Source organism: Antribacter soli, from assembly GCF_021568775.1.
In the GTDB taxonomy this organism is placed as follows: Bacteria; Actinomycetota; Actinomycetes; order Actinomycetales; family Cellulomonadaceae; genus Antribacter; species Antribacter soli.
The window spans coordinates 1-21,344 of sequence record NZ_JAKGSG010000057.1; the positions used below are offsets into that span (position 1 = coordinate 1).

21 protein-coding genes are annotated in these 21,344 nt (G+C 72.7%); 7 read left to right on the top strand and 14 right to left on the bottom strand.

Annotation, left to right across the window (positions count from 1 at the left end):
• Positions 1–619 precede the first annotated feature (619 nt).
• Positions 620–1,879, bottom strand: coding sequence for a tyrosine--tRNA ligase (gene tyrS / locus L1785_RS19990; protein WP_236091068.1), 1,260 nt, complete (start codon positions 1,877–1,879; stop codon positions 620–622).
• 175 nt (positions 1,880–2,054) lie between these two features.
• Here tyrS and L1785_RS19995 point away from each other — a divergent pair, with 175 nt between their 5' ends.
• A complete protein-coding gene (locus L1785_RS19995; RefSeq protein WP_236091069.1) occupies positions 2,055–3,032 on the top strand; it encodes an ATP-grasp domain-containing protein in 978 nt (325 codons plus the stop codon).
• Here L1785_RS19995 and L1785_RS20000 read toward each other — a convergent pair.
• The 13 genes from L1785_RS20000 to uppS all read right to left on the bottom strand — a co-directional run bounded on the left by L1785_RS20000 (position 3,017) and on the right by uppS (position 15,846).
• Positions 3,017–3,688 (bottom strand): DNA-3-methyladenine glycosylase, encoded by a 672-nt coding sequence (locus L1785_RS20000; protein WP_236091070.1) that lies wholly within the window; start codon positions 3,686–3,688, stop codon positions 3,017–3,019. The two genes, L1785_RS19995 and L1785_RS20000, sit on opposite strands and share 16 nt — an antisense overlap.
• A gap of 3 nt (positions 3,689–3,691) precedes the next feature.
• Complete coding sequence (locus L1785_RS20005; RefSeq protein ID WP_236091071.1) at positions 3,692–5,041, bottom strand: permease prefix domain 1-containing protein; 1,350 nt, start codon at positions 5,039–5,041, stop codon at positions 3,692–3,694.
• On the bottom strand, positions 5,041–5,403 hold the full coding sequence (locus L1785_RS20010) for a PadR family transcriptional regulator (RefSeq protein WP_236091072.1): 363 nt from the start codon (positions 5,401–5,403) through the stop codon (positions 5,041–5,043). The genes L1785_RS20005 and L1785_RS20010 overlap by 1 nt, the downstream gene beginning before the upstream one ends.
• A 46-nt stretch (positions 5,404–5,449) precedes the next feature.
• Complete coding sequence (locus tag L1785_RS20015) at positions 5,450–5,887, bottom strand: uridine kinase family protein (RefSeq protein WP_372461892.1); 438 nt, start codon at positions 5,885–5,887, stop codon at positions 5,450–5,452.
• Between the two features lie 201 nt (positions 5,888–6,088).
• Positions 6,089–7,570 carry an argininosuccinate lyase gene (argH, locus tag L1785_RS20020; protein ID WP_236091074.1) on the bottom strand — a complete coding sequence of 494 codons (1,482 nt, stop codon included), beginning with the start codon at positions 7,568–7,570 and terminating at the stop codon, positions 6,089–6,091.
• A 3-nt stretch (positions 7,571–7,573) separates the two neighbouring features.
• Entirely contained in the window at positions 7,574–8,803 is a 1,230-nt protein-coding gene (locus tag L1785_RS20025; protein ID WP_236091075.1) for an argininosuccinate synthase, read from the bottom strand.
• Positions 8,804–8,883: 80 nt separating this feature from the next.
• The gene (locus L1785_RS20030; protein WP_268915507.1) at positions 8,884–9,453 is read right to left on the bottom strand and encodes an arginine repressor; all 570 of its coding nucleotides are present in this window, start codon (positions 9,451–9,453) and stop codon (positions 8,884–8,886) included.
• Positions 9,454–9,463: 10 nt separating this feature from the next.
• Positions 9,464–10,399, bottom strand: a complete 936-nt coding sequence (argF, locus tag L1785_RS20035) for an ornithine carbamoyltransferase (RefSeq protein ID WP_236091076.1) — start codon at positions 10,397–10,399, stop codon at positions 9,464–9,466.
• Entirely contained in the window at positions 10,396–11,730 is a 1,335-nt protein-coding gene (locus L1785_RS20040; protein ID WP_372461894.1) for an acetylornithine transaminase, read from the bottom strand. The genes argF and L1785_RS20040 overlap by 4 nt, the downstream gene beginning before the upstream one ends.
• A 5-nt stretch (positions 11,731–11,735) precedes the next feature.
• Entirely contained in the window at positions 11,736–12,725 is a 990-nt protein-coding gene (gene argB / locus L1785_RS20045) for an acetylglutamate kinase (protein WP_236091077.1), read from the bottom strand.
• Entirely contained in the window at positions 12,722–13,909 is a 1,188-nt protein-coding gene (argJ, locus tag L1785_RS20050) for a bifunctional glutamate N-acetyltransferase/amino-acid acetyltransferase ArgJ (RefSeq protein ID WP_236091078.1), read from the bottom strand. Before argJ ends, argB begins: the two co-directional genes overlap by 4 nt.
• Positions 13,906–14,964 (bottom strand): N-acetyl-gamma-glutamyl-phosphate reductase, encoded by a 1,059-nt coding sequence (gene argC, locus L1785_RS20055; protein ID WP_372461893.1) that lies wholly within the window; start codon positions 14,962–14,964, stop codon positions 13,906–13,908. Before argC ends, argJ begins: the two co-directional genes overlap by 4 nt.
• Before the next feature lie 105 nt (positions 14,965–15,069).
• Positions 15,070–15,846 carry a polyprenyl diphosphate synthase gene (gene uppS / locus L1785_RS20060; protein WP_236091097.1) on the bottom strand — a complete coding sequence of 259 codons (777 nt, stop codon included), beginning with the start codon at positions 15,844–15,846 and terminating at the stop codon, positions 15,070–15,072.
• Between the two features lie 135 nt (positions 15,847–15,981).
• Here uppS and L1785_RS20065 point away from each other — a divergent pair, with 135 nt between their 5' ends.
• The 6 genes from L1785_RS20065 (at position 15,982) to L1785_RS20090 (ending at position 21,290) form a co-directional block, all read left to right on the top strand.
• A complete protein-coding gene (locus tag L1785_RS20065) occupies positions 15,982–16,965 on the top strand; it encodes a quinone oxidoreductase family protein (protein WP_236091080.1) in 984 nt (327 codons plus the stop codon).
• Between the two features lie 40 nt (positions 16,966–17,005).
• A complete protein-coding gene (locus tag L1785_RS20070; protein ID WP_236091081.1) occupies positions 17,006–17,815 on the top strand; it encodes a methyltransferase domain-containing protein in 810 nt (269 codons plus the stop codon).
• A gap of 5 nt (positions 17,816–17,820) precedes the next feature.
• Complete coding sequence (locus tag L1785_RS20075; RefSeq protein WP_236091082.1) at positions 17,821–18,597, top strand: LLM class F420-dependent oxidoreductase; 777 nt, start codon at positions 17,821–17,823, stop codon at positions 18,595–18,597.
• 163 nt (positions 18,598–18,760) lie between these two features.
• Complete coding sequence (locus tag L1785_RS20080; RefSeq protein WP_236091083.1) at positions 18,761–19,462, top strand: DUF2306 domain-containing protein; 702 nt, start codon at positions 18,761–18,763, stop codon at positions 19,460–19,462.
• A 14-nt stretch (positions 19,463–19,476) separates the two neighbouring features.
• Entirely contained in the window at positions 19,477–20,643 is a 1,167-nt protein-coding gene (locus L1785_RS20085) for a sensor histidine kinase (RefSeq protein ID WP_236091084.1), read from the top strand.
• Positions 20,640–21,290 (top strand): response regulator, encoded by a 651-nt coding sequence (locus L1785_RS20090; protein ID WP_236091085.1) that lies wholly within the window; start codon positions 20,640–20,642, stop codon positions 21,288–21,290. The genes L1785_RS20085 and L1785_RS20090 overlap by 4 nt, the downstream gene beginning before the upstream one ends.
• Positions 21,291–21,344: the final 54 nt, after the last annotated feature.

Sequence of the window (21,344 nt, forward strand, 5' to 3'; positions counted from 1 at the left end):
TCAACCAGCACAACCAGAAACCAGCCACAAAGCCAGCCCCCAGCCGCACCAGCCAAACGAGGACAAAAATTTGGCATTGACTATCAAGCACACTGTTGAGTTCTCAAACAACCGACGCACACCGTCACGATCCCGAACCCTTCAAGGCCCAGAACCCCATCCGGGGCAACTTCTCAAATCTACCAGTCGTGTTTCCATCTCGCAAACTCGCTCGTCAGGAGCGTATTTGGAGTGCCATTCCGGCTGGTGCCCCACTCAGCTTGTCCAGGGGTGCACGAAGCATCCGGAATGTCTGAGTGGGTTCCCGCCCCGGGACCGGCCAGCCAGCGCCTTGCGGCTTCTCGCTGTCCGTTCCTCCCTGCCGGGCGAACATGTAGAACAGTACACAGCGATCCGGCGGGTACCAAATCGGCAGACTTCCGCCCGTCACCGGCCCGAAAGCCCACCGAAACACGGCACCGCGACCGGTGACCCTCCGGCCGAGCAGCGCGTCGTGGTCGAGGGGCAGGACGGTTGCGGCGATGTCGCGCACGGCCCAAGCCGTCGGCCTGCACACGGGACGCGCGAGGGCCCCCGGCGGATCGCTCCACCGAGGGCCCTCACCAGCAGGACACCGCCGTCACTCGGACGCGGCGACCGCCAGCGTCCTCTTGCCGCGGCGCAGGACGGCGAACCGCCCGTGCAGCAGGTCCTCGCTCGCCAGAGCCGCGTCCTCGGACTCCACCTTGGCGTTGTTCACGTATGCGCCACCCTCGGCGATCGCGCGCCGCGCTGCCGCCTTGGACGTGACGAGCCCGGAGCCGACCATCAGGTCAGCGACGAGATCCCCGGCCTTCGCGGTGACGCGCGGCAGCTCGCCGACGGCCCCGGCGAGGGTCCGCGCGTCGAGCGCGCCCAGCTCCCCTCGACCGAACAGGGCCTGGCTCGCCGCGACGACGGCTTCGGTCGCGGCCGCGCCGTGGACGAGGGTCGTCACGTCGCCGGCCAGAACCTTCTGCGCCTCGCGCGCGAACGGCCGCTCGGCCACCTCGCGCTCGAGGTCGGCGATCTCCTCGCGGCTGCGGAAGGTGAACACCTTGAGGTAGTTCACGACGTCGGCGTCCGCCGCGTTGACCCAGAACTGGTAGAACGCGTAGGGGCTCGTCATCTCGGGGTCGAGCCAGATGGCGCCGCCCTCGGTCTTGCCGAACTTGGTGCCGTCCGCCTTGGTGATGAGCGGGGTCGTCAGTGCATGCACGCTCTCGCCGGCGGCCTTGCGCACCAGCTCGACGCCCGAGAGCAGGTTGCCCCACTGGTCGGAGCCCCCGGTCTGCAGCGTCACGCCGTGCCGCCGGTGCAGCTCCAGGAAGTCCATGCCCTGCAGGATCTGGTAGCTGAACTCCGTGAAGCTGATGCCGTCCTCGGAGTTCAGCCGGCGCGCCACCGTGTCCTTCGCGATCATCGTGCCCAGGCGGTAGTGCTTGCCGATGTCACGAAGGAACGCGATCGCCGAGAGGCCGGACGTCCAGTCGAGGTTGTTCACCATCGTCGCGGCGTTCGGACCGTCGAACCGCAGCAGCGGCTCGATCTGCCGGCGGATGCGCTCGACCCAGGCCGCTACGACCCCGGGGTCGTTGAGAGTGCGCTCCCCCGCCATCTTCGGGTCGCCGATGAGCCCCGTCGCTCCGCCGACGAGGGCGATGGGCCGGTGCCCCGCATCCTGCAGCCGGCGCACCGTCAGGATCTGCACGAGGTTGCCGATGTGCAGGCTGGGCGCCGTCGGGTCGAAGCCGCAATACAGGGTGATCGGTCCCTCGGCCAGCGCAGAACGCAGCGCGGCCTCGTCGGTGGTCTGCGCCACCAGGCCTCGCCAGTGCAGCTCGTCGAGAACGTCGGTCACCGTGTTCACCCTTCGTGATGGATACGGCCGGGCCGGCCGCACCCCTAAGTCTGCCCGACGCCGACCATCGCCCCTTCCGTTTTTCCACCCCGGCGGGGGCACCGGGCGGTGTCTCCCGTCGCAGGACGTGCCCGGACCCGCATCGACAGGTCACCGGTGGGCGAGACTGGAGACCGTGACCCCGAAGATCTACGCCCTGCACGAGAACCCCGAGTGGTTCGTCCCGTTCGCCGCCGCCTTCGAGGCCGAGAGCCTTCCCATGGAGGAGTGGTTGCTGACGGAGGGCACGCTCGACCTCGACTCGACGCCGCCCGATGGCATCTTCTGGTCGCGGATCAGCGCCAGCAGCCATACGCGCGACCACGGGCTGACGAAGGACTACTCCCGGGCCGTCCTCTCGTGGCTCGAGACGCACGGCCGCCGCACCGTCAACGGACGCCGGGTCCTCGAGCTCGAGATGAGCAAGGTCGACCAGCTCACGGCGCTGCGGGCGGCAGGAATCGCGACACCCCGCACGGTGGCCGCCGTCGGACGCGAGCAGGTTCTGGAGGCGGCGCGCGACGTCCCCGCGCCGTTCGTGACGAAGCACAACCAGGGCGGCAAGGGCCTGGGCGTGCGTAAGTTCGTCGCGTTCGAGGAGCTTGAGAAGTACGTCGCGTCGGAGGACTACGAGGAGCCCGTGGACGGGATCACGCTCGTCCAGGAGTACGTCGTCGCGGCCGACGGCGGCATCACCCGCGTGGAGATCGTCGGCGGCGAAGTGGTCTACGCCGTGCGCGGCGACACCGAGCGCGGGGGCTTCCAGCTCTGCCCCGCGGACGCGTGTGCGATAGACCCGGCCACCGGCCGGCCCGTCCTGCCGCCGGGGGCCACCGTGTCGATGGCCCCGGACGACGAGTGGAACCTCTTCTCGCTGCGTGACGGGTACGACGACCCCGTGGTCGCGCAGTACCTGGAGTTCACGCGCCGCCACGGCATCGAGGTGGCGGGCATCGAGAACATCCGCACGATCGACGGCCGCGTGCTGACCTACGACGTCAACACCAACACGAACTACAACAGCCTCGTCGAGGAGGCGTCCGAGAAGTCCGGCCCGCGCGAGATCGCGCGGTTCCTGGGCCGGCTCCTGACGGAGACCTACCCGAACGCCTGAGTCTGCGGTCTCACCCGCCGAGGCGTCCGGGGACGGGGCGGCGGCGCCGGACGGTAGTCCGACACCGTCGCCTCTCCCTGGATCCAGAACCGCCAGGGGAACAGGTCGGCTCGACCGCCGTCGCCGCTCACCCCGACGCGCGGCCCGCTGAGGACGCTGCCCGACGACGTCGTGGCCGCTTCCAGCACCACGTCGCCAGCAGGGTCGGTGAGGTCGGCGCCGTCGTCGGGCAGAGCGAGGGCCAGTGCGACGGCCAGGCGGGCCGGCCCCCGCGCGAGGTCGCGCTCGGACCGGACCACGCCCGAGGCGAGGCGGCGGGAGCGGGCGAGGTCCGCGCCGGAGGTCACCTCGCCCGCCCGCAGCAGGACCGCCGACGCCGTACCGGCCGGACCGCACACCACGTTCACGCAGTAGTGCAGGCCCAGGTGCCGGTACACGTACAGCCGGCCGGGCTCGCCGAACATCGTCGCGTTGCGCGCGGTGCGACCGCGGAACGCGTGGGAGCCGGGATCGGTCGGACCGTCGTACGCCTCGACCTCGGTGAGCCGCAGCGCGACCGAGCCCTGCGACGTGCGACGCACCAGGGTCGCCCCGAGGAGGTCGCGGGCAACCTCCACGACCGGGCGGGCGTACCAGGCGCGATCGAGAACCCCCATGCGTCAGGCGAACCCGAAGACCAGCGGGAAGACCACGACCACGGCCGCGGCCCAGGCACCGTAGACCGGCAGGTAGGCGGTCTGCCACCGCTCGAGCGCCGCGAACGGCCGCCGGCCCCGCAGGAAGCCGCCCGTCAGCCACGCCGCCCAGGCCAGGTGCACCAGCAGCAGGAGGTTGAGCCCGAGCGCCGCGACCTTGTTGGGGCTGAACCCGAACTCGGCGATACGGGCCAGCATCGCGGAGAGCATCACCGCGTCGACGGCGAGCGCCGCCCCGACGAGCACGAGCTGCAACCTGTCGAACAGGTCGGGCGGTGCCAGCACGTCGCGTGCCGAGATCGAGTACAGCAGCAGGGCCAGCACCAGCACCAGGATCGCATCCATCAGGATGAGCAGGTCCCGGTCGACGTCGACGAAGCCGCCGGCCGACGTGAGCGCCACGAGGAGGCCGAGCAGCATGACGATCGTGATGGGCGTGAAGACACGCGTGAGGACGGGGGCGATGTTCTCGACCACGTTCTGCTTGGCCTCGACGAGCCACGCCGCGACGACGAGGGCGCCGGGCGCGCCGAACGGCAGCACCCAGTCCTCGAGGAACGGTTCGATGTCGATACCGACGAGGTCGAGCACGCCGGCAGTGAGCCCGATCAGCACGGAGCCACCGAGCGCGAGCAGCGTGTAGTAGATCGCCAGCTCGCCGGTGAACCGCACGAAGTCCATACGCCGGTTGCCGGACCGCCACCGCCCGCCGACGTAGGCCAGGCCGGCGAGGAACCACAGGACGACCGGGGCGTGCACCGCGGCGAGCACCAGGGTCGACCCGTCGGGAACGAACGGGTAGACGTTCAGCACGATCGCCAGCACCGCGGCCGGGACGAGCAGCATCACGCCGACGCGCCAGGTGAGCCGGCGCTTCCACGCGAAGTACGCGGCAAGGAACGGGAAGACGAGCAGGCCGAGGTTGCGCGCGAGCACCATCTCGTCGTCGATCAGCGCGAGCCCGGCCTTGACGGCCACACCCGCTCCGACTGCCAGCCCGAGGACGACGGCCAGCTCATGCCAGGAGCGCTCGCCGGCGTCGTCGGGCGCCGTTGAGACGAGGACGAGCTGCTTCCAGAGCCGGTCGGAGTGCTCGCGTGCGAACTCGTGGGAGATCGCGTCCACGCTGCCGATGCGCTTGACCGCGACGAGGAAGGCCTCCTCGTTGTCGAGCCCGGACGCAGCCAGGTCTGCGACCTGTTCGCGCAGGTGGTCCTCCATCTCGTCGACGTCGGCGGCGGTGATCGCCTGACGCCTCTGGATGTAGCCGCGCCACTGACCGATCTGTGCCTCGAGCCCCGCGTCCGTGCCCATCAGGCCCACCCTTCTGCCACGGCCGGCGGCTGCTGGGCCGCCTGCCACACCTGCTTGAGCGCGTCGGCGACGACCGTCCACTGCTCCCGACGCTCGGCGAGGGCGTCGCGGCCCGCCTGCGTGATCCCGTAGTGCTTGCGCCGCCTGCCGACCTCCGAGACGCCCCAGGACGACGCGATGTATCCCAGGCGCTCGAGGCGGTGCAGCAGCGGGTACAGCATGCCGTCGGTCCACTGCATGCGCCCGCCCGACAGCTCGTTGACGCGCTTGAGGATCGCGTAGCCGTACGACTCGCCGTCGGCCAGGATCCCGAGGACGAGCGGTGTGGCCGACGCCGCGACCAGGTCCTTGTCGATGTGCATCAGCACCTCCATACCTAGATCCGCTAGGGATTAAACCCTAGCAGATCTATGCATTGCTGGACGGGGCCGGCTCGCCTCGGTGTCGAACGACGTCGCCGAACCCGTCCAGGTGCACGTCAGCGCGCTCACGGGTGCTCTCGCGGGCGAAGTGGGCGGCCTCGTCGGTCATCCAGCGCAGCCAGTGGTCACGCATCTCGTCGCCGTCGCGGGCCAGGCCGCGGCGCAGGCGTTCGTCGTCGTCAGCCTCGACCCAGATACGGAAGGCGCCCAGCGCGTCGACCTGGCGTGCGGCCGCGCCACAGCCCTCCACGACCAGGTGGGTGGCGGGCGGGACGTCGTGCCACTCGGCCCACGCCCCGGTGTGCCAGTCGTAGCGGCGGTACCGGACCTGCTCTCCCGCCGCCAGCGGGTCCAGCACCCACCGGCGAAGGTTCGCCGCGCCGCCGTCGGGCCCGTCGGCCCAGCCCTCGTAGAGGTCGTCCATGTGGACCACCGGGGCCCCGAGGGCGTCCCCGAGCTGGGCGGCCAGCGTGGTCTTGCCCGAGCCGGGCGGGGGGGGGGGGGGGGGGGGGGGCGCCGCCGGCGGGGCGGGGGCCCCGCGCGGCGGGGCCGTCGACGCACACCAGGCGTGCGTCGACGGCCCGGACCTCGGCGAGGAGGTCGCCCAGCACAGACGGCCTCACCGTCACGGCTGGGCCCAGAAGCGGAACTCCGCCGAGCGCTCCTTGGCCGCCTCGATCTGCTCCGCCACGCGGACGGGCGCAGTGCCGCCCACCGCGTCGCGCGAGGCGAGCGAACCGTCGACCGACAGGACCGTGCGAACCTCGGGCGTCAGGTGCTCGGAGATCTTCGCGAGGTCGGCGTCGGACAGGTCCCACAGCTCGATACCGCGCGCCTCGCACTCGCGGACGCACGCGCCCGCGACCTCGTGCGCGACCCGGAACGGCACGCCCTGCTTCACCAGCCACTCGGCGATGTCCGTAGCCAGCGAGAAGCCCTGAGGGGCGAGCTCGGCCAGGCGCGCCGTGTCGAACACGAGGGTGCGGACCATGCCGCTGAACGCAGGCAGCAGCACCGTCAGCGTCGCGACCTGGTCGAAGACCGGCTCCTTGTCCTCCTGCAGGTCGCGGTTGTACGCGAGGGGCAGGCCCTTGAGCGTCGTCAGGAGACCGGTCAGGTCACCGATCACCCGGCCGGCCTTGCCTCGGGCCAGCTCGGCGATGTCCGGATTCTTCTTCTGCGGCATGATGCTCGACCCGGTCGACCAGGCGTCGTCCAGCGTGACGAAGCCGAACTCCTTCGTGTTCCAGAGGATGATCTCCTCGGCGAACCGGGACAGGTCGACCCCGATCATCGCCGCGACGAACGCGAACTCCGCCACGACGTCGCGCGACGCGGTGCCGTCGATCGAGTTCTCGACCGGGCCGTCGAAGCCCAGGTCGGCGGCGACGGCCGCCGGGTCCAGGCCCAGCGAGGAGCCCGCGAGCGCCCCCGAGCCGTACGGCGACCGTGCGGCTCGGACGTCCCAGTCGAGGAAGCGGTCCACGTCGCGCAGCAGCGGCCAGGCGTGCGCCAGCAGGTGGTGCGCCAGCAGCACGGGTTGTGCGTGCTGCAGGTGCGTGCGCCCCGGCATGGGCGCCTCGCCCGCGGCCATCGCCTGCGTGATGAGCTCGTCGACCAGGTCGAGGACCTGGGCACCGATCACGCGGGCCTGGTCCCGGAGGTACATGCGCACCAGGGTCGCGATCTGGTCGTTGCGTGACCGGCCGGCGCGCAGCTTGCCGCCCAGCTCGGTGCCCGCGCGCTCGATCAGTCCGCGCTCGAGGGCGGTGTGCACGTCCTCGTCCCCGAGCACCGGGAGGAACTCGCCGGACGCGACGTCGGCCGCGAGGCGGTCGAGCGCGGCCGTCATCTCCTCGAGCTCGATGTCCGTGAGCAGGCCGGCGGCGTGCAGCACCTTGGCGTGGGCCTTGGAGCCGGTGATGTCGTAGCTCGCGAGCTTCCAGTCGAAGTGCGTGGACTGGGACAGGGCGGCGAGCTCCGGGGAGGGCCCGCCGGTGAAACGGCCGCCCCAGAGCGCGACGGAGGGCGCCTGAGGCTGGGCGGCCTCTTCCCCTCCGGCGGGTCCCTCGACGGTGCCGGGTGCGGACTTCTCGACGTCGTTCATCGGTCAGAGCGTCCCGCTGCCGAGGTCCACGCCGTTGCCGAACTTCACGTCACGGGCGGCGGCGAGCTTGGCCGTGAGGCCGTAGATCTCGATGAAGCCCTTGGCCTGCGACTGGTCGAACGAGTCGCCCTCGTCGTAGGTCGCGAGGTTGAAGTCGTAGAGGGAGGCGTCGGACTTGCGGCCGGTCACGGTCGCGCGCCCACCGTGCAGCAGCATGCGGATGTCGCCGGAGACGTAGCGCTGGGTGTCCTCGATGAACGTGTCGAGGGAGCGCTTGAGCGGGCTGAACCACATGCCGTCGTACACGAGCTCGGTCCAGCGCTGCTCGACCTGACGCTTGAAGCGGGCCTGCTCGCGCTCGAGCGTGACGTTCTCCAGCTCCTGGTGGGCGGCGATGAGCGCGATCGCGCCCGGCGCCTCGTACACCTCGCGGGACTTGATGCCCACGAGGCGGTCCTCGACGATGTCGATGCGGCCGACGCCCTGGGCGCCCGCACGGCGATTCATCTCCTGCACGGCCTCGAGCGGGGTGACCTTCACGCCGTCGATCGCGACGGGGATGCCACGGTCGAAGGTGATGACGACCTCGTCGGCGACCGGCGGGAACGTGGGGTCGTCCGTGTAGGAGTAGACGTCCTTGGTCGGCTCGTTCCAGATGTCCTCGAGGTAGCCGGTCTCGACGGCGCGGCCCCACACGTTCTGGTCGATCGAGAACGGGTTCTTCTTCGTCGTCGCGATCGGGAGCTTGTGCTGCTCGGCGTACGAGATCGCCTTCTCGCGGGTCAGGGCGAGGTCGCGCACCGGCGCGATCGTCTTCAGCTCGGGCGCGAGCGAGGTGGTCGCGACCTCGAACCGGACCTGGTCGTTGCCCTTGCCGGTGCAGCCGTGGGCGACGGTGGTCGCGCCGAACTGACGCGCCGCGCGCACCATGTGCTTGACGATCACCGGGCGGGACAGCGCGGAGACCAGCGGGTAGCGGTCCAGGTACAGCGCGTTGGCCTTGAGGGCAGGCATGCAGTACTCGGTGGCGAACTCCTCGCGGGCGTCGGCGATGTACGCCTCCATGGCGCCGCAGTCGAGGGCCCGCTGGCGGATGAGGTTCATGTCCTCGCCGCCCTGGCCGACGTCGACCGCCACGGCGACGACCTCGGCCCCCGTGGCCTCGCCGATCCAGCCGATGGCGACGGAGGTGTCCAGGCCGCCCGAGTAGGCGAGCACGACGCGTTCAGTCATGACGATCTCTTCCGTTGCGTTTGCTGATGATGATGTTCGTGGTGCTGGTCCTGCTACCGGGACAAGTGTCCCGCGGATCCTCAGCCGGTCAGAGCGAGGAACCGCTGGGCGAGCTCGTCGCCGCCGGCGGGGTCCCGCGCGATGACCAGGATGGTGTCGTCGCCGGCGATGCAGCCGAGCACCCCGGGGAACACGGAGTGGTCGATCGCCGACGCGAGGTAGTTCGCCGCGCCCGGCGGGGTGCGCAGCACGACGAGGTTGCCGGACGCCTCTGCCGAGACGAGCATCTCGGCGCACAGTCGGGCAAGCCGCGCCGCGACGTAGCCGGTCTCCTCGGCGCCCTGGACGGACCGGTCGCCGCCCTCGCCCGGCACCGCGTACACGAGGGCGCCGGCGTGGTTGCGGACCTTCTCGGCACGCAGTTCGATGAGGTCGCGCGACAGCGTGCCCTGCGTGACGCTCACGCCCTCGTCCGCGAGCGCCCGGGCCAGCTCGGCCTGGGAGTGGATCGCGATACGCCTGACGATCTCGACGATCCGGGCCTGCCGGGCCGCCTTGGTCATCGGCAGCGTGGCCGACGGCGGCACGGTCGCCTCGGGTTCGAGGGCCTCCCTGGGCCCCTGCCACGTCACGTCGGGACGGCGGCTCATCGTCGTCTCCTCATCGCTGCTCCAGCAGCCATGTGAGCAGCGCCTTCTGGGCGTGCAGGCGGTTCTCCGCCTCGTCCCACACGGCGCTCTGCGGGCCGTCGATCACGTCGGCCGTGATCTCCTTGCCGCGATAGGCGGGCAGGCAGTGCAGCACGATCGCGTCCGGCTTCGCGTGTGCGAGCAGCTCCGCGTCCAGCCGGTACGGGACGAACGGCAGCGCGCGGGCCTCCGCCTCGGCCTCGTCCCCCATGGAGACCCACGTGTCCGTCGCGACGACGTCCGCCCCGGCGACGGCCTCGGCCGGGACGGTCGTCACGGTGACGGAGCCGCCGGTGGTCGCGGCGATGTCCTCGGCGCGGGCCACGACGGCGGCGTCGGGCAGGTAACCGTACGGTCCGCCGACACGGACGTGCAGGCCGGCCGTGACGCCGCCGAGCAGGTACGAGCTGCCCATGTTGTTCGCCGCGTCGCCCACGTACGCGAGGGTGGTGCCCGGCAGAGCCGCGACGCCGCCGCGCAGCTGGGCGACCGTGAGCAGGTCGGCGAGGATCTGGCACGGGTGGAAGCCGTCCGTCAGGGCGTTCACCACGGGGACCCGGGCGACGGCGGCCATCTCCTCGATACGGTCCTGACCGTACGTGCGCCAGACGATCGCGGCCACCTGGCGGTCGAGCACGCGCGTGGTGTCGGCGATGGACTCGCGGACTCCGATCTGGGCGAGGTTGCCGTCCACGACGAGCGGGAAGCCGCCGAGCTCGGCGATGCCCGAGGCGAACGAGACCTGCGTACGCAGCGTCGGCTTGTCCGTGATGAAGGCGACGGCGCGAGGACCGTCGAGCGGACGGCGGACGAACCGGTCCTCGCGAAAGGCGAGGCCGAGCTCGAGCACCTCGCGCTGCTCGGCGGGGGTCAGGTCGTCGTCGCGCAGGAAGTGGCGCAGGGTCACGGGTACTCCTTGGTGCTGAGCGCGGCGGGGGCGGCCGCAGGCTGCTGGACGACCTCGGCGGGAACCGCCACGCCGGCGAAGAAGCGGGCCGCGTCGCGGGCCTGGTCGGCCGTCAGGATCAGGGGCGGGGCGAGCCGGATCGCGTCTGGCGCGACGGCGTTGACGATGAAGCCCGCGTCGAGCGCCGCGGCGGCGACCTGCGCCGCGACGGGCCGGGTCAGGCGCACCGCGAGCAGCAGACCGCGGCCGCGCACCTCCTCCACAAGCCGGCTGCCGCACATCTCGATCTCCTGCCGCAGCAGTGCACCGACCTCGCGGACGTTGCGCAGGAGACCGTCCCGCTCGATGACGCCGAGCGTCGCGAGCGCCGCGGCCGCGGCGACCGGGTTGCCGCCGAAGGTCGTGCCGTGCTGCCCCCTGCCGAGCAAGGTCGCGGTCCCCTCGCCGTACGCGATGACGGCACCGATTGGGAAGCCGCCGCCGAGGCCCTTGGCGAGCGTGACGACGTCGGGCACGATGCCGCCCCCGACCTCCGGCTGCTGGTAGGCGAACCACGATCCCGTGCGGCCGACACCGGTCTGGATCTCGTCCAGGACCAGGAGGGCTCCCGCCTCGGTGGTGAGCCGGCGGGCGAGCGCCAGGTACCCCGGCGGCAGCGGGCGCACGCCTGCCTCGCCCTGCAGGGGCTCGACGACGAGGGCCGCGACCTCACCCCTCTCCGCGACGGACTGCGCGGAGAAGGCGGCCTCCAGCGCGGCGGTGTCACCGAACGGGAGGTGCTCCACCCCGCCGGGCAGCGGCTCGAAGGGTTCCCGGTAGGCAGCCTTGTGAGTGAGCGCGAGGGCGCCCATGCTGCGGCCGTGGAACGCGCCCTCGAGAGCGAGCACCCGGGTGCGGGTGCCGCCGCCGGTGGCGGCCACACGGCGCGTCATCTTGAACGCGGCCTCGATGGCCTCGGTGCCGGAGTTCGTGAAGAAGACCCGAGACCCGGCCGGCGCCTCGGCCAGCCGCAGCAGCGTCTCGGCCAGCCCGATCTGCGTGGGCGTCCCGAAGAAGTTCGAGACGTGCCCGAGCGTGCCGAGCTGGGCGCTGATCGCCGCAGTGAGGGTCGGGTGGGCGTGGCCGAGCGAGTTCACCGCGATCCCGGCGAGCAGGTCGAGGTACCGCTTGCCGTCGGCATCCCACACGTACGCGCCCTCGCCGCGGACGAGCACGCGCTGCGGAAGGCCGAAGGTGTCCATGACGGCGTTGCCGTACCGCTCGGTCCAGGCCGCGACGGACAGGTGACCGCTCTCGACCTCGCCGGCCAACCCGCCGGCAGGGCTCACGATCTCGCTCACGGTGCGACCTCCTCGGGTTGTGCGACGGGCCGGCCGGCAACCGGTCCGGGACCGGGCGCGCCGGGCGCGTCCGGGACGACCATGGTGCCGTTGCCCCGGGCCGTGAAGACCTCGAGCAGCACCGAGTGCGGCTGGCGTCCGTCGATGACGGTCGCCGCGGGGACGCCGCCCTCGACGGCGCGCAGGCAGGCCTCCATCTTGGGGACCATCCCCGACTGCAGGCCGGGCAGGAGGGCCGCGAGATCGCTCGCCGCGATCTTCCGCACGAGCGAGGACCGGTCGGGCCACGACGTGTACAGGCCCTCGACGTCCGTCAGCACGATGAGCTTCTTCGCGCCGAGGGCGACCGCGAGCGCCGACGCCGCCGTGTCGGCGTTCACGTTGAGCACCTGGCTCTGGTCGGCGACGTCCGGGGCGATCGTGGACACGACGGGGATGCGGCCGGCGGCGAGCAGGTCCTGCACGGCCCTCGGGTCCACCTGGACGACGTCGCCCACGAGGCCGACGTCGACCGGCTCGCCGTCCACGACCGCTTGCCGCCGCTCGGCGCGCAGCAGCCCACCGTCCTCGCCGGAGAGCCCGACGGCATACGGGCCGTGCGCGTTGATCAGGCCGACGAGCTCGCGCGAGACCTGGCCGGTGAGCACCATCCGCACGACGTCCATGGCCTCGGGCGTGGTGACCCGCAGGCCGCCCTTGAACTCCGACGCGATGCCGAGCCGGTCGAGCATGGCCGAGATCTGCGGGCCGCCGCCGTGCACCACGACCGGCTTGAGGCCGACCTGTCGCAGGAACACCATGTCCTGCGCGAACGCCGCCTTCAGCGTGTCGTCGACCATCGCGTTGCCGCCGTACTTGACCACGACGAGGGCGCCGGAGAACTCCTGGAGCCACGGCAGGGCCTCGATGAGGACCTCTGCCTTCTGGTCGGCGCGCAGGTCCGTGCGCGTGTCGAACTGGAAGTCGTCCACGGGGCCGGCGGTCATGAGGCGTACGCGCTGTTCTCGTGGACGTAGTCGTGCGTGAGGTCGTTGGTCCAGATCGTCGCCTCGGCGTCACCCGCGTGCAGGTCGATGTCGACCAGGACCTCGCGGGCCGATGCGAGGTCGACGAGCTCGCGCGGCTCCCCCACGCCCCCGGCCCGGCAGACCTGCACGCCGTTGATCGCGACGTCGAGCGCGAGCGCGTCGAACGGGGCGACCTCCTCCGGCACGGTGCCGACCGCAGACAGGACGCGGCCCCAGTTCGGGTCGTTGCCGAACACGGCCGCCTTGAACAGGTTGGACCTGCTCACCGCGCGGGCGACGGCGACCGCCGCGTCCTCGCTGCTGGCGTTGCGGACGGTGATCGCGATGTCGTGCGAGGCCCCCTCGGCGTCGGCTACGAGCTGCCGGGCGAGGTCCGCGCAGGCGGCCCTGACTGCCTCGGCGAGCTCGGCCTCGGTCGGGCTGACCCCCGACGCACCGCTCGCAAGCAGGATGACGGTGTCGTTCGTCGACATGCAGCCGTCGGAGTCGACCCGGTCGAAGGTGGTGCGGGTCGCGGCGCGCAGGGCGGCGTCGGCCGTGCCGGCGTCGACCGACGCGTCCGTCGTGAGCACGCAGAGCATCGTCGCCAGGCCGGGCGCCAGCATGCCCGCCCCCTTCGCCATGCCGCCCACGGACCAGGCCGCCCCGCCGGGGCCGGGCACGTGGGTCGTCTTGGCGACGGTGTCGGTCGTCATGATGGCGAGCGCGGCGTCGGGGCCGCCGTCGGCCGCCAGAGCGGCCACGGCATCGTCCACGCCCTTGCGCAGGTTCTCCATCGGGAGCCGGATGCCGATGAGGCCCGTGCTGCACACCAGGACGTCACCCGCGCCGGTCTCCTGGCCCGCCCCGGTGAGCGCCGCCGCGACGTGCTCGGCCGTGTGGTGCGTGTCCGCGAAGCCCTCGGGACCGGTGCAGGCGTTCGCGCCGCCCGAGTTGAGCACCACGGCGCGCGCCACGCCGTCCTTGACCGCCTGACGGGTCCACGCCACGGGCGCGGCGTGCACACGGTTGCTCGTCAGGACTGCCGCGGCGACGTGCTGCGGCCCCTCGTTGACGACCAGCGCGACGTCCTGCTTGCCCGACGACTTGAGGCCGGCGGCGACGCCGGACGCCCGGAAGCCCTGCGGTGACGTGACGGTCACGGAGCCACTCCTTCGGTGACGAGGCCGGCGGTCTCCCGCAGGCCGAGCGCGAGGTTCATGGACTGCACCGCGGCGCCCGCGGTGCCCTTCACCAGGTTGTCGATCGCGGTGACGGTCACGACCCGGCCGGCCGCCTCGTCGACCGCGACCTGGACCAGCGCCGTGTTGGCGCCGAGCGTCATGGCCGTCGTGGGCCACTGGCCCTCGGGGAGGACCTCGACGAACGGCTCGTCCGCATAAGCCAGCTCCCACGCCTCGCGCACCTGCGCCGGTGTGGTGCCCTGGACGAGGCGAGCGGTCGCCGTGGCGAGGATGCCGCGCGACATCGGCACGAGGACGGGCGTGAAGCTGAGGCTCACGTCCTCGCCGCCGGCCGCGCGGAGGTTCTGCACGATCTCCGGGATGTGCCGGTGCGTGCCGCCCACCGCGTACGGCTGGGCCGAGCCGAGCGCCTCGCTCGCCAGCAGGTGCGCCTTCAGCGCCTTACCTGCGCCGGAGTAGCCGACCGCCAGCACGGCCACGAGGTCCCGGGTCTCCACCAGGCCGGCCGCGACGCCGGGCTGGAGCCCCAGGGTGACCGCCGTGACGTTGCAGCCCGGGACCGCGACCCGGCGGGCGCCCGCGAGCGCCGCACGCTGGCGGGTGCCGTCCGGGCGGACGAGCTCGGGCAGGCCGTACGGCCACGTGCCCGCGTGAGCGCTGCCGTAGAAGGCCTCCCAGTCCGCCGCGGACTCCAGGCGGTGGTCCGCTCCCAGGTCCAGGACCAGCACGTCCTCGGGAAGCTGGGCCGCGATCTCGCCGGAGGCGCCATGCGGCAGCGCGAGCACGACGACGTCGTGACCCTTGAGGCTCTCCGGGGTGGTGGGTTCGAGGACCTTGTGCGCGAGGCTGCGGAGGTGCGGGTGCAGCTCGCCCAGGCGGGCGCCCGCGTTGGAGTGCGCGGTGACGGCGCCCACCTCGACGTGCGGGTGGGCCGCAAGCAGGCGGAGGGTCTCACCGCCCGCGTATCCGGAGGCGCCGGCGACGGCGACCCGGATCGGCTGGTTGCTGGTCATATGCAGGATCATACATACCTATGCAGAGCCCTGTACAACTCGTTTCCCGGCGGGCCGGCCTGCGCGGCCACGGCCTCGCGGCGCGGCGGCCGAGGCGTGTGCGGCTCACACGGCTCGGGCGTGCACCCTCCGGCCGTACGTCCGCAGCGCTCGCAGCAGATCCAGCTCCCGGAACGCCGGCCAGTGGATGTCACAGAAGACGAGCTCGGCGTGCGCCGCGCGCCACGGGAAGAACCCGGAGAGCCGCTGCTCTCCGCTGGTGCGGATGACGAGGTCGATGTCGTCGGCGGGGGCGGCGATCCGGCGGTCGATCTGGCCGGCTTCCAGGGAGGCGGCCGCCTCCGCGACCGAGTCCCCGCGCAGCGCCGCCTCCGACAGCGCCGCGCGCACGGCGCCCACGATGTCGCCGAACGGGTCGAAGCCGATGGCCAGCGTCAGGCGCCTCGGCCTGCCCCGGGTGGCCTCGACGGCCTCCTTCAGGGCACGCGCCGTCTCGTCGGGCACGAGGTCGAGCGAGCCCGCGACCTGCAGCGCCCACTGCCCGCCCGGGCGCCGCACCCGCTCCGGGATGACCGTCGCGAGCAGCTCGAACAGGTACGCGACCTGTTCGTCGTCGCGCTTGGCGATGTTGTCCACCGACAGGACGTAGACGCTCACCGCGCCGACCCCGGCCCGGGCACACCACCCGAGCACCCGGTCCAGGTGCTCGGCGCCCGCCCGGTGCCCGAACCGCGCGTCCGCCACGCCCACGCTGCGGGCCCAGCGGCGGTTACCGTCCATGATCAGGCCAAGGTGCGCCGGTCGCGGCAGGCCGCGCAGCTCGCGGCACGCCCGCGCCACCAGAAGACGTTCGGCAAGCCTGCGGACGAGCGTCGGGAGCATCGGCACGGACCAACGGTAGCGCCGTCGCCCGCGTGCCCGACGGCGGACCGGTCGCCTCGCGCGAGGCGACCAGCGGCCGCCGTCGGGCAGACGAAGGTCACCCGTCGTGACCCTTGTGCGTCCTACGCTGGGCCCATGCGTGCAGTCGTGGCCCGCGAGGCGGGCGGTCCCGAGGTCCTCACCCTCACAGAGATGCCCGACCCGGACCCGGGGCCGGGCCAGGTCCTGGTCCGCGTCACGGCGGCCGGCGTGAACTTCATCGACACCTACCGCCGCCGCGGCGTCTACCCGATGTCGTACCCGCACGCCGTGGGCGTGGAGGGGGCCGGCGTCGTGGAGAGCCTCGGCGAGGGCGTCGAGGGCCTCCGCGTGGGCGACTACGTCGCCTGGGCGGAGGGTCCCGGCTCCTACGCGGAGCTCGTGGCGCTGGACGCGGCCCAGGCGGTCCGCGTGCCGGCCGGCCTGGACCTGACGACGGCCGCAGCGCTCCCGCTGCAGGGGATGACCGCCCACTACCTGGTGTCCTCGACGTTCGAGGTCGCCCCGGGGCACGACGTGCTGCTGCACGCCGGCGCGGGCGGCGTCGGCCTGCTCGCCACGCAGCTCGCCGCCGCGCGGGGCGGACGCGTCATCACGACGGTGTCCTCGCCGGAGAAGGGCGCGCTGTCCCTGGCGGCCGGGGCCGCGCACACCATCGACTACGCGGAGTTCTCCGACGTGTCCACGGACCTGCCGAGGGTGGTGCGCGAGCTCACCGACGGCGCGGGCGTGCACGTGGTGTACGACGGCGTCGGCAGGACCACCTTCGACGCCTCGCTCGCCTCGCTGCGTCGCCGGGGCATGCTCGTCCTGTTCGGCGGGTCATCGGGGCAGGTGCCGCCGGTCGACCCGCAGCGGCTCAACCGCGGCGGGTCGCTGTACCTCACGCGGCCGACGCTGGGGCACTACATCGCGACGCGGGCGGAGCTCGAGTGGCGGGCGTCCGAGGTGCTCGGCGCAGCCGCGTCCGGAAACCTCGACGTGCGCGTCGGCGCGACCTTCCCCTTGGCAGACGCCGGAGCCGCGCACGAAGCGCTGGAGGGTCGCCGGACGACCGGCAAGGTGCTCCTCGTTCCCTGATATCTTGATGTCGAGATACTCGATGTCGAGAGGAATACCGATGGCCGACTGGTCCCCTGCCGCGTACCTCCAGTACACCGACGAACGGTCCCGGCCGTTCGCCGACCTGCTCGCCCGTGTCGCCGCGGACCCCGCCACGATCGTCGACCTGGGCGCCGGCCCCGGGCACCTCACCGCGCTGCTGCGCGAACGGTGGCCGGCTGCCCAGGTCACAGGCGTGGACTCCTCCCCCGCGATGGTCGAGCGGGCCCGCGCCGCCGACCCCGGCACCCGGTACGTCCTCGGCGACGTGCGCGACTACGCGGCCGGGACGCTCGCCGACCCCGACGGGCCGGTCACGGGCGCCGACCTCGTCGTCAGCAACGCCACCCTGCAGTGGGTGCCAGGGCACCGCGACCTGCTCCCCGCGCTCGCGGAGAAGGCCACGCAGGCCTTCGCCTTCCAGGTACCCGGCAACCACGACGCGCCGAGCCACCGGTTGTTGCGCGCGGTCGCTGCCCGCGAGCCCTACGCGGAGGCGCTCGGCGCCCCGGTGGAGCGCCGAGCCACCGCCGACCCCGCCGAGTACCTCGGGATCCTCGCCCGGCCGGGCTGGTCCGTCGACGCCTGGGAGACGACCTACGTCCACGTGCTGCACGGCGAGGACCCGGTGCTGCGCTGGATCTCCGCCACGGGGGCCCAGCCCACGCTGCACGCCCTCGCGGCCCACGACAGCGCCCACGGCACCGGCCTGCTGCCGCGGTTCGAGGCCGAGCTCGGCGCCGAGCTGCGGGCCGCATACCCCGAGCGTCCCTACGGGACCCTGCTGGAGTTCCGTCGTGTCTTCGTCGTCGCGACACGCCTACGCTGAGGCCTATGACACGTTCTGTGCGGATTGCCGTCCAGCTCCAGCCGCAGCACGCCGAGTACTCACAGATCCGCGACGCCGTTCTGCGCGCCGAGGACATGGGCGTCGACGTCATCTTCAACTGGGACCACTTCTTCCCGCTCTATGGCGACCCCGAGGGCAAGCACTTCGAGTGCTGGACCATGCTCGGCGCCTGGGCCGAGCAGACCGAGCGCGTCGAGATCGGCGCCCTCGTCACCTGCAACAGCTACCGCAACCCCGAGCTTCTGGCGGACATGGCCCGCACGGTCGACCACATCTCGGGCGGCCGGCTGATCCTCGGCATCGGCGCGGGCTGGTTCGAGAAGGACTACGACCAGTTCGGCTACGAGTTCGGCACCGCCGGCTCGCGCATCGCCGACCTCGCCGCGGCCCTGCCCCGGATCAAGGACCGCCTCGCGAAGGGCAACCCCGCACCCACGCGGGAGATCCCGATCATGGTCGGCGGCGGCGGGGAGAAGAAGACGCTGCGCATCGTCGCCGAGCACGCCGACATCTGGCATTCGTTCGGCGACATCGAGACGCTCACCCGCAAGTCCGGCATCCTCGACGAGCACGGCGCGGAGGTGGGGCGCGACACGGCGACGCTCGTGGAACGCTCGGTCGGGACGCACGGCTCACCCGAGGAGTCCGGCGACGCGCTCGTCGCGGCCGGCGCGACGCTCCTCACGATCGGCGTGGGCGGCCCGGACTACGACCTGTCCCTGCTCAAGGAGTGGATCGACTGGCGCGACTCGCGCGCCTGACCGCAGGTTGCCCTCGGGCTGGGCTCGGCTTCCGAGCCCGCCCGAGGGAGACCGAGCCTGCGAGATCGGACGACACCGTCGAGCGGGGATCCCGGCCACCTGGCCGGCCCATTCCGGCCTGATGGCCGATGTGCCTGCAAGCGCACGGGCCGAGACTCGGGCCATGGCTTCCACGACACCCTCCACCCGGACCCGGCCCTTGCCCGGTGGCACGCGCCGGCGAACCGGGTGGCTCGCACCCGCGGGCCTCCTGCTCCTCGCGATCGTCCCGGTCGCCGCCGGCGCCCTCCGACTCACCGAGCTCGCGTCCGGCCCCGCAGTGACACCCGAGAACGCCCGGTTCGTCACGATGCCGCTGCCCGTCGTCGTGCACATCGTCGCCGTCACCGTGTACGCCGTCCTCGGCGCCTTCCAGTTCTCGCCCGGCCTCCGGCGGCGGCATCGAGCCTGGCACCGGGCCGCGGGGACCGTCCTGGTCCCGGCCGGCCTGGCCACCGCGCTGAGCGGACTGTGGATGACAGCCTTCTACGACCTGCCCGCCAAGGACACCCTGGCGGTCAACGCGACCCGGTACGTCGTCGGGGCCGTGATGACGGTGTCCCTGATCCTGGCCGTCCGCGCCCTGATGCGGCACGACTACCGCGCGCACGGCGCGTGGATGACCCGCGCGTACGCCCTCGCGATGGGCGCGGGGACGCAGGCGGTCGTGCTCGGCACCTGGCTGGTCGTCGCCCGGCCGTCTGTGGAGAGCGACGAGAGCATCCAGGTGAGCTCCGTCCTCATGATCGTCTCGTGGGTCCTGAACGCCCTGGTGGCGGAGTGGGTGATCCACCGGCGCCGCCGGCCCGCCCGGGTGCGGCGCTGACTACCATGACCGGCATGCGGACTCTCGCCGCGGCGCTCGCGCGTCCTCCCGCGCCGGGCGCACCGCCGCCCGGCCGTCGTGACGGCCTGCTCGTCGCCGCCGCGGTCGGAGCCACGGTCGTGGAGACCGCGGCGCGACCCGACCTGACCTGGCCGCTCGTGACCGCGCTGGTGACGCTCGCGGGCCTCGCCGCCCTTCCCTGGCGGCGCACGCACCCGGTCCCCGTCGTCGCCTGGGTGGTCGGCACCGGCTCCGCCGTCGAGCTCGCCCAGGCCGCCGCGGGTATCGTTCCCGCCGGGCTCTACACCGCGGGCATCGGAGTCCTCGTCCCGTACGCCCTGTTCCGGTGGGGCTCGGGCCGCGCGACCCTCGCCGGCGCTCCCATGCTCGCCGCTGGCATCGCCGTCTCCGTGGTCGTCCACGGCGGAGGGACGTCCGACGCCGTGGGCGGCACGGTTGTCCTCGTCCTGACCGCCATGCTGGGTGAGATGGTCCGGCAGCGCTCCGCGGCCCGCACCCGCGAGCTCGACCAGGCCCGGATGCGCGAGCGTGAGGCCATCGCCCGCGACCTCCACGACACGGTCGCCCACCACCTGTCGGCAGTCGCGGTCCGTGCGCAGGCCGGCCTGATCAGCGCCGAGGCGAACCCGGCGGCCGCCGGCGACGCGCTGCGCGTCGTGGAGGCAGAGGCACGCAGGGCGCTCGCAGAGATGCGTGCCCTGGTGGGCGTGCTGCGTGACGAGACGTCGCGGCACCCTGCGCCCGGCCTGACCGAGCTGCGCGCACTCTCCGACCCGGGCCCGCCGGAGGTGCGGGTGCACGTGCCCGCCGACGTCGGCCCGTTGCCGGGCGCGACCGCTGCCGCCCTGTTCCGCATCGCGCAGGAGGCCGTGACGAACGCACGCCGCCACGCCCGTTCCGCCACGGGGATCACCGTCACGGTCGAGCGTGGCGTCGCCACGCTTGCCCTCCAGGTACGCGATGACGGAAGCCCGACGCGCCCCAGCCGTGCGCCCGAGCCCGAGGCGACGCCGAGCGCGGGCTTCGGCCTGACCGGGATGTCCGAGCGGGCAGCGTCTCTCGGCGGCACGCTCGAAGCCGGGCCTGACGGCGACCGGGGCTGGCTGGTGCGAGCTGTGCTGCCGGTCGCGGCACGACCGGTGAGCGAGGAGGTCCGATGAGCATCCGGGTCCTGGTGGCTGACGACCAGGAGATCGTCCGCACCGGCCTGTGCACGATCCTCGATGCTCAGCCGGGCATCGAGGTGGTGGCGGAGGCCCCGGACGGGCAGCAGGCCGTCCGGGAGGCGCACCGCCTCCGCCCGGACGTCTGTCTCCTCGACATCCGCATGCCCGTGCTCGACGGCGTCGCCGCGACCCTCCAGCTCGCAGGGCCGGACGTCGCGGACCCGATGGCCGTCGTCGTGATCACCACGTTCGACCTGGACGAGCACGTGCACGACGCCCTCCGTGCCGGAGCGCGCGGATTCCTGCTCAAGGACGCGGGGCCGGCGCTGCTGGCCCAGGCGGTGCGCGCCGCGGCGGACGGGGACGCCCTGATCGACCCGGCGGTCACCGTCCGGCTGCTCGCCCACTTCGCCCGCGCAGCGCGGCCGGGCGGGAGCCCGACGGCCGACCCGCTCACCGGCCGCGAGGATGCGGTGCTGCGGCTCGTGGCGGGCGGGCTCACCAACGCGGAGATCACGGCCGAGCTGCACCTTGGCCTGAGTACCGTGAAGACCCACCTGGCCGCGATCATGCCCAAGACGGGTGCGCGCAACCGGGTCGAGGTGGCGCGCTGGGCCTACGAGTCCGGCCGGCACCCGTAGCCCCGCCTGGCCGGGCCGGGGCCTGTGCGAGCCCGCACCGGCCTGGTAGGAGGA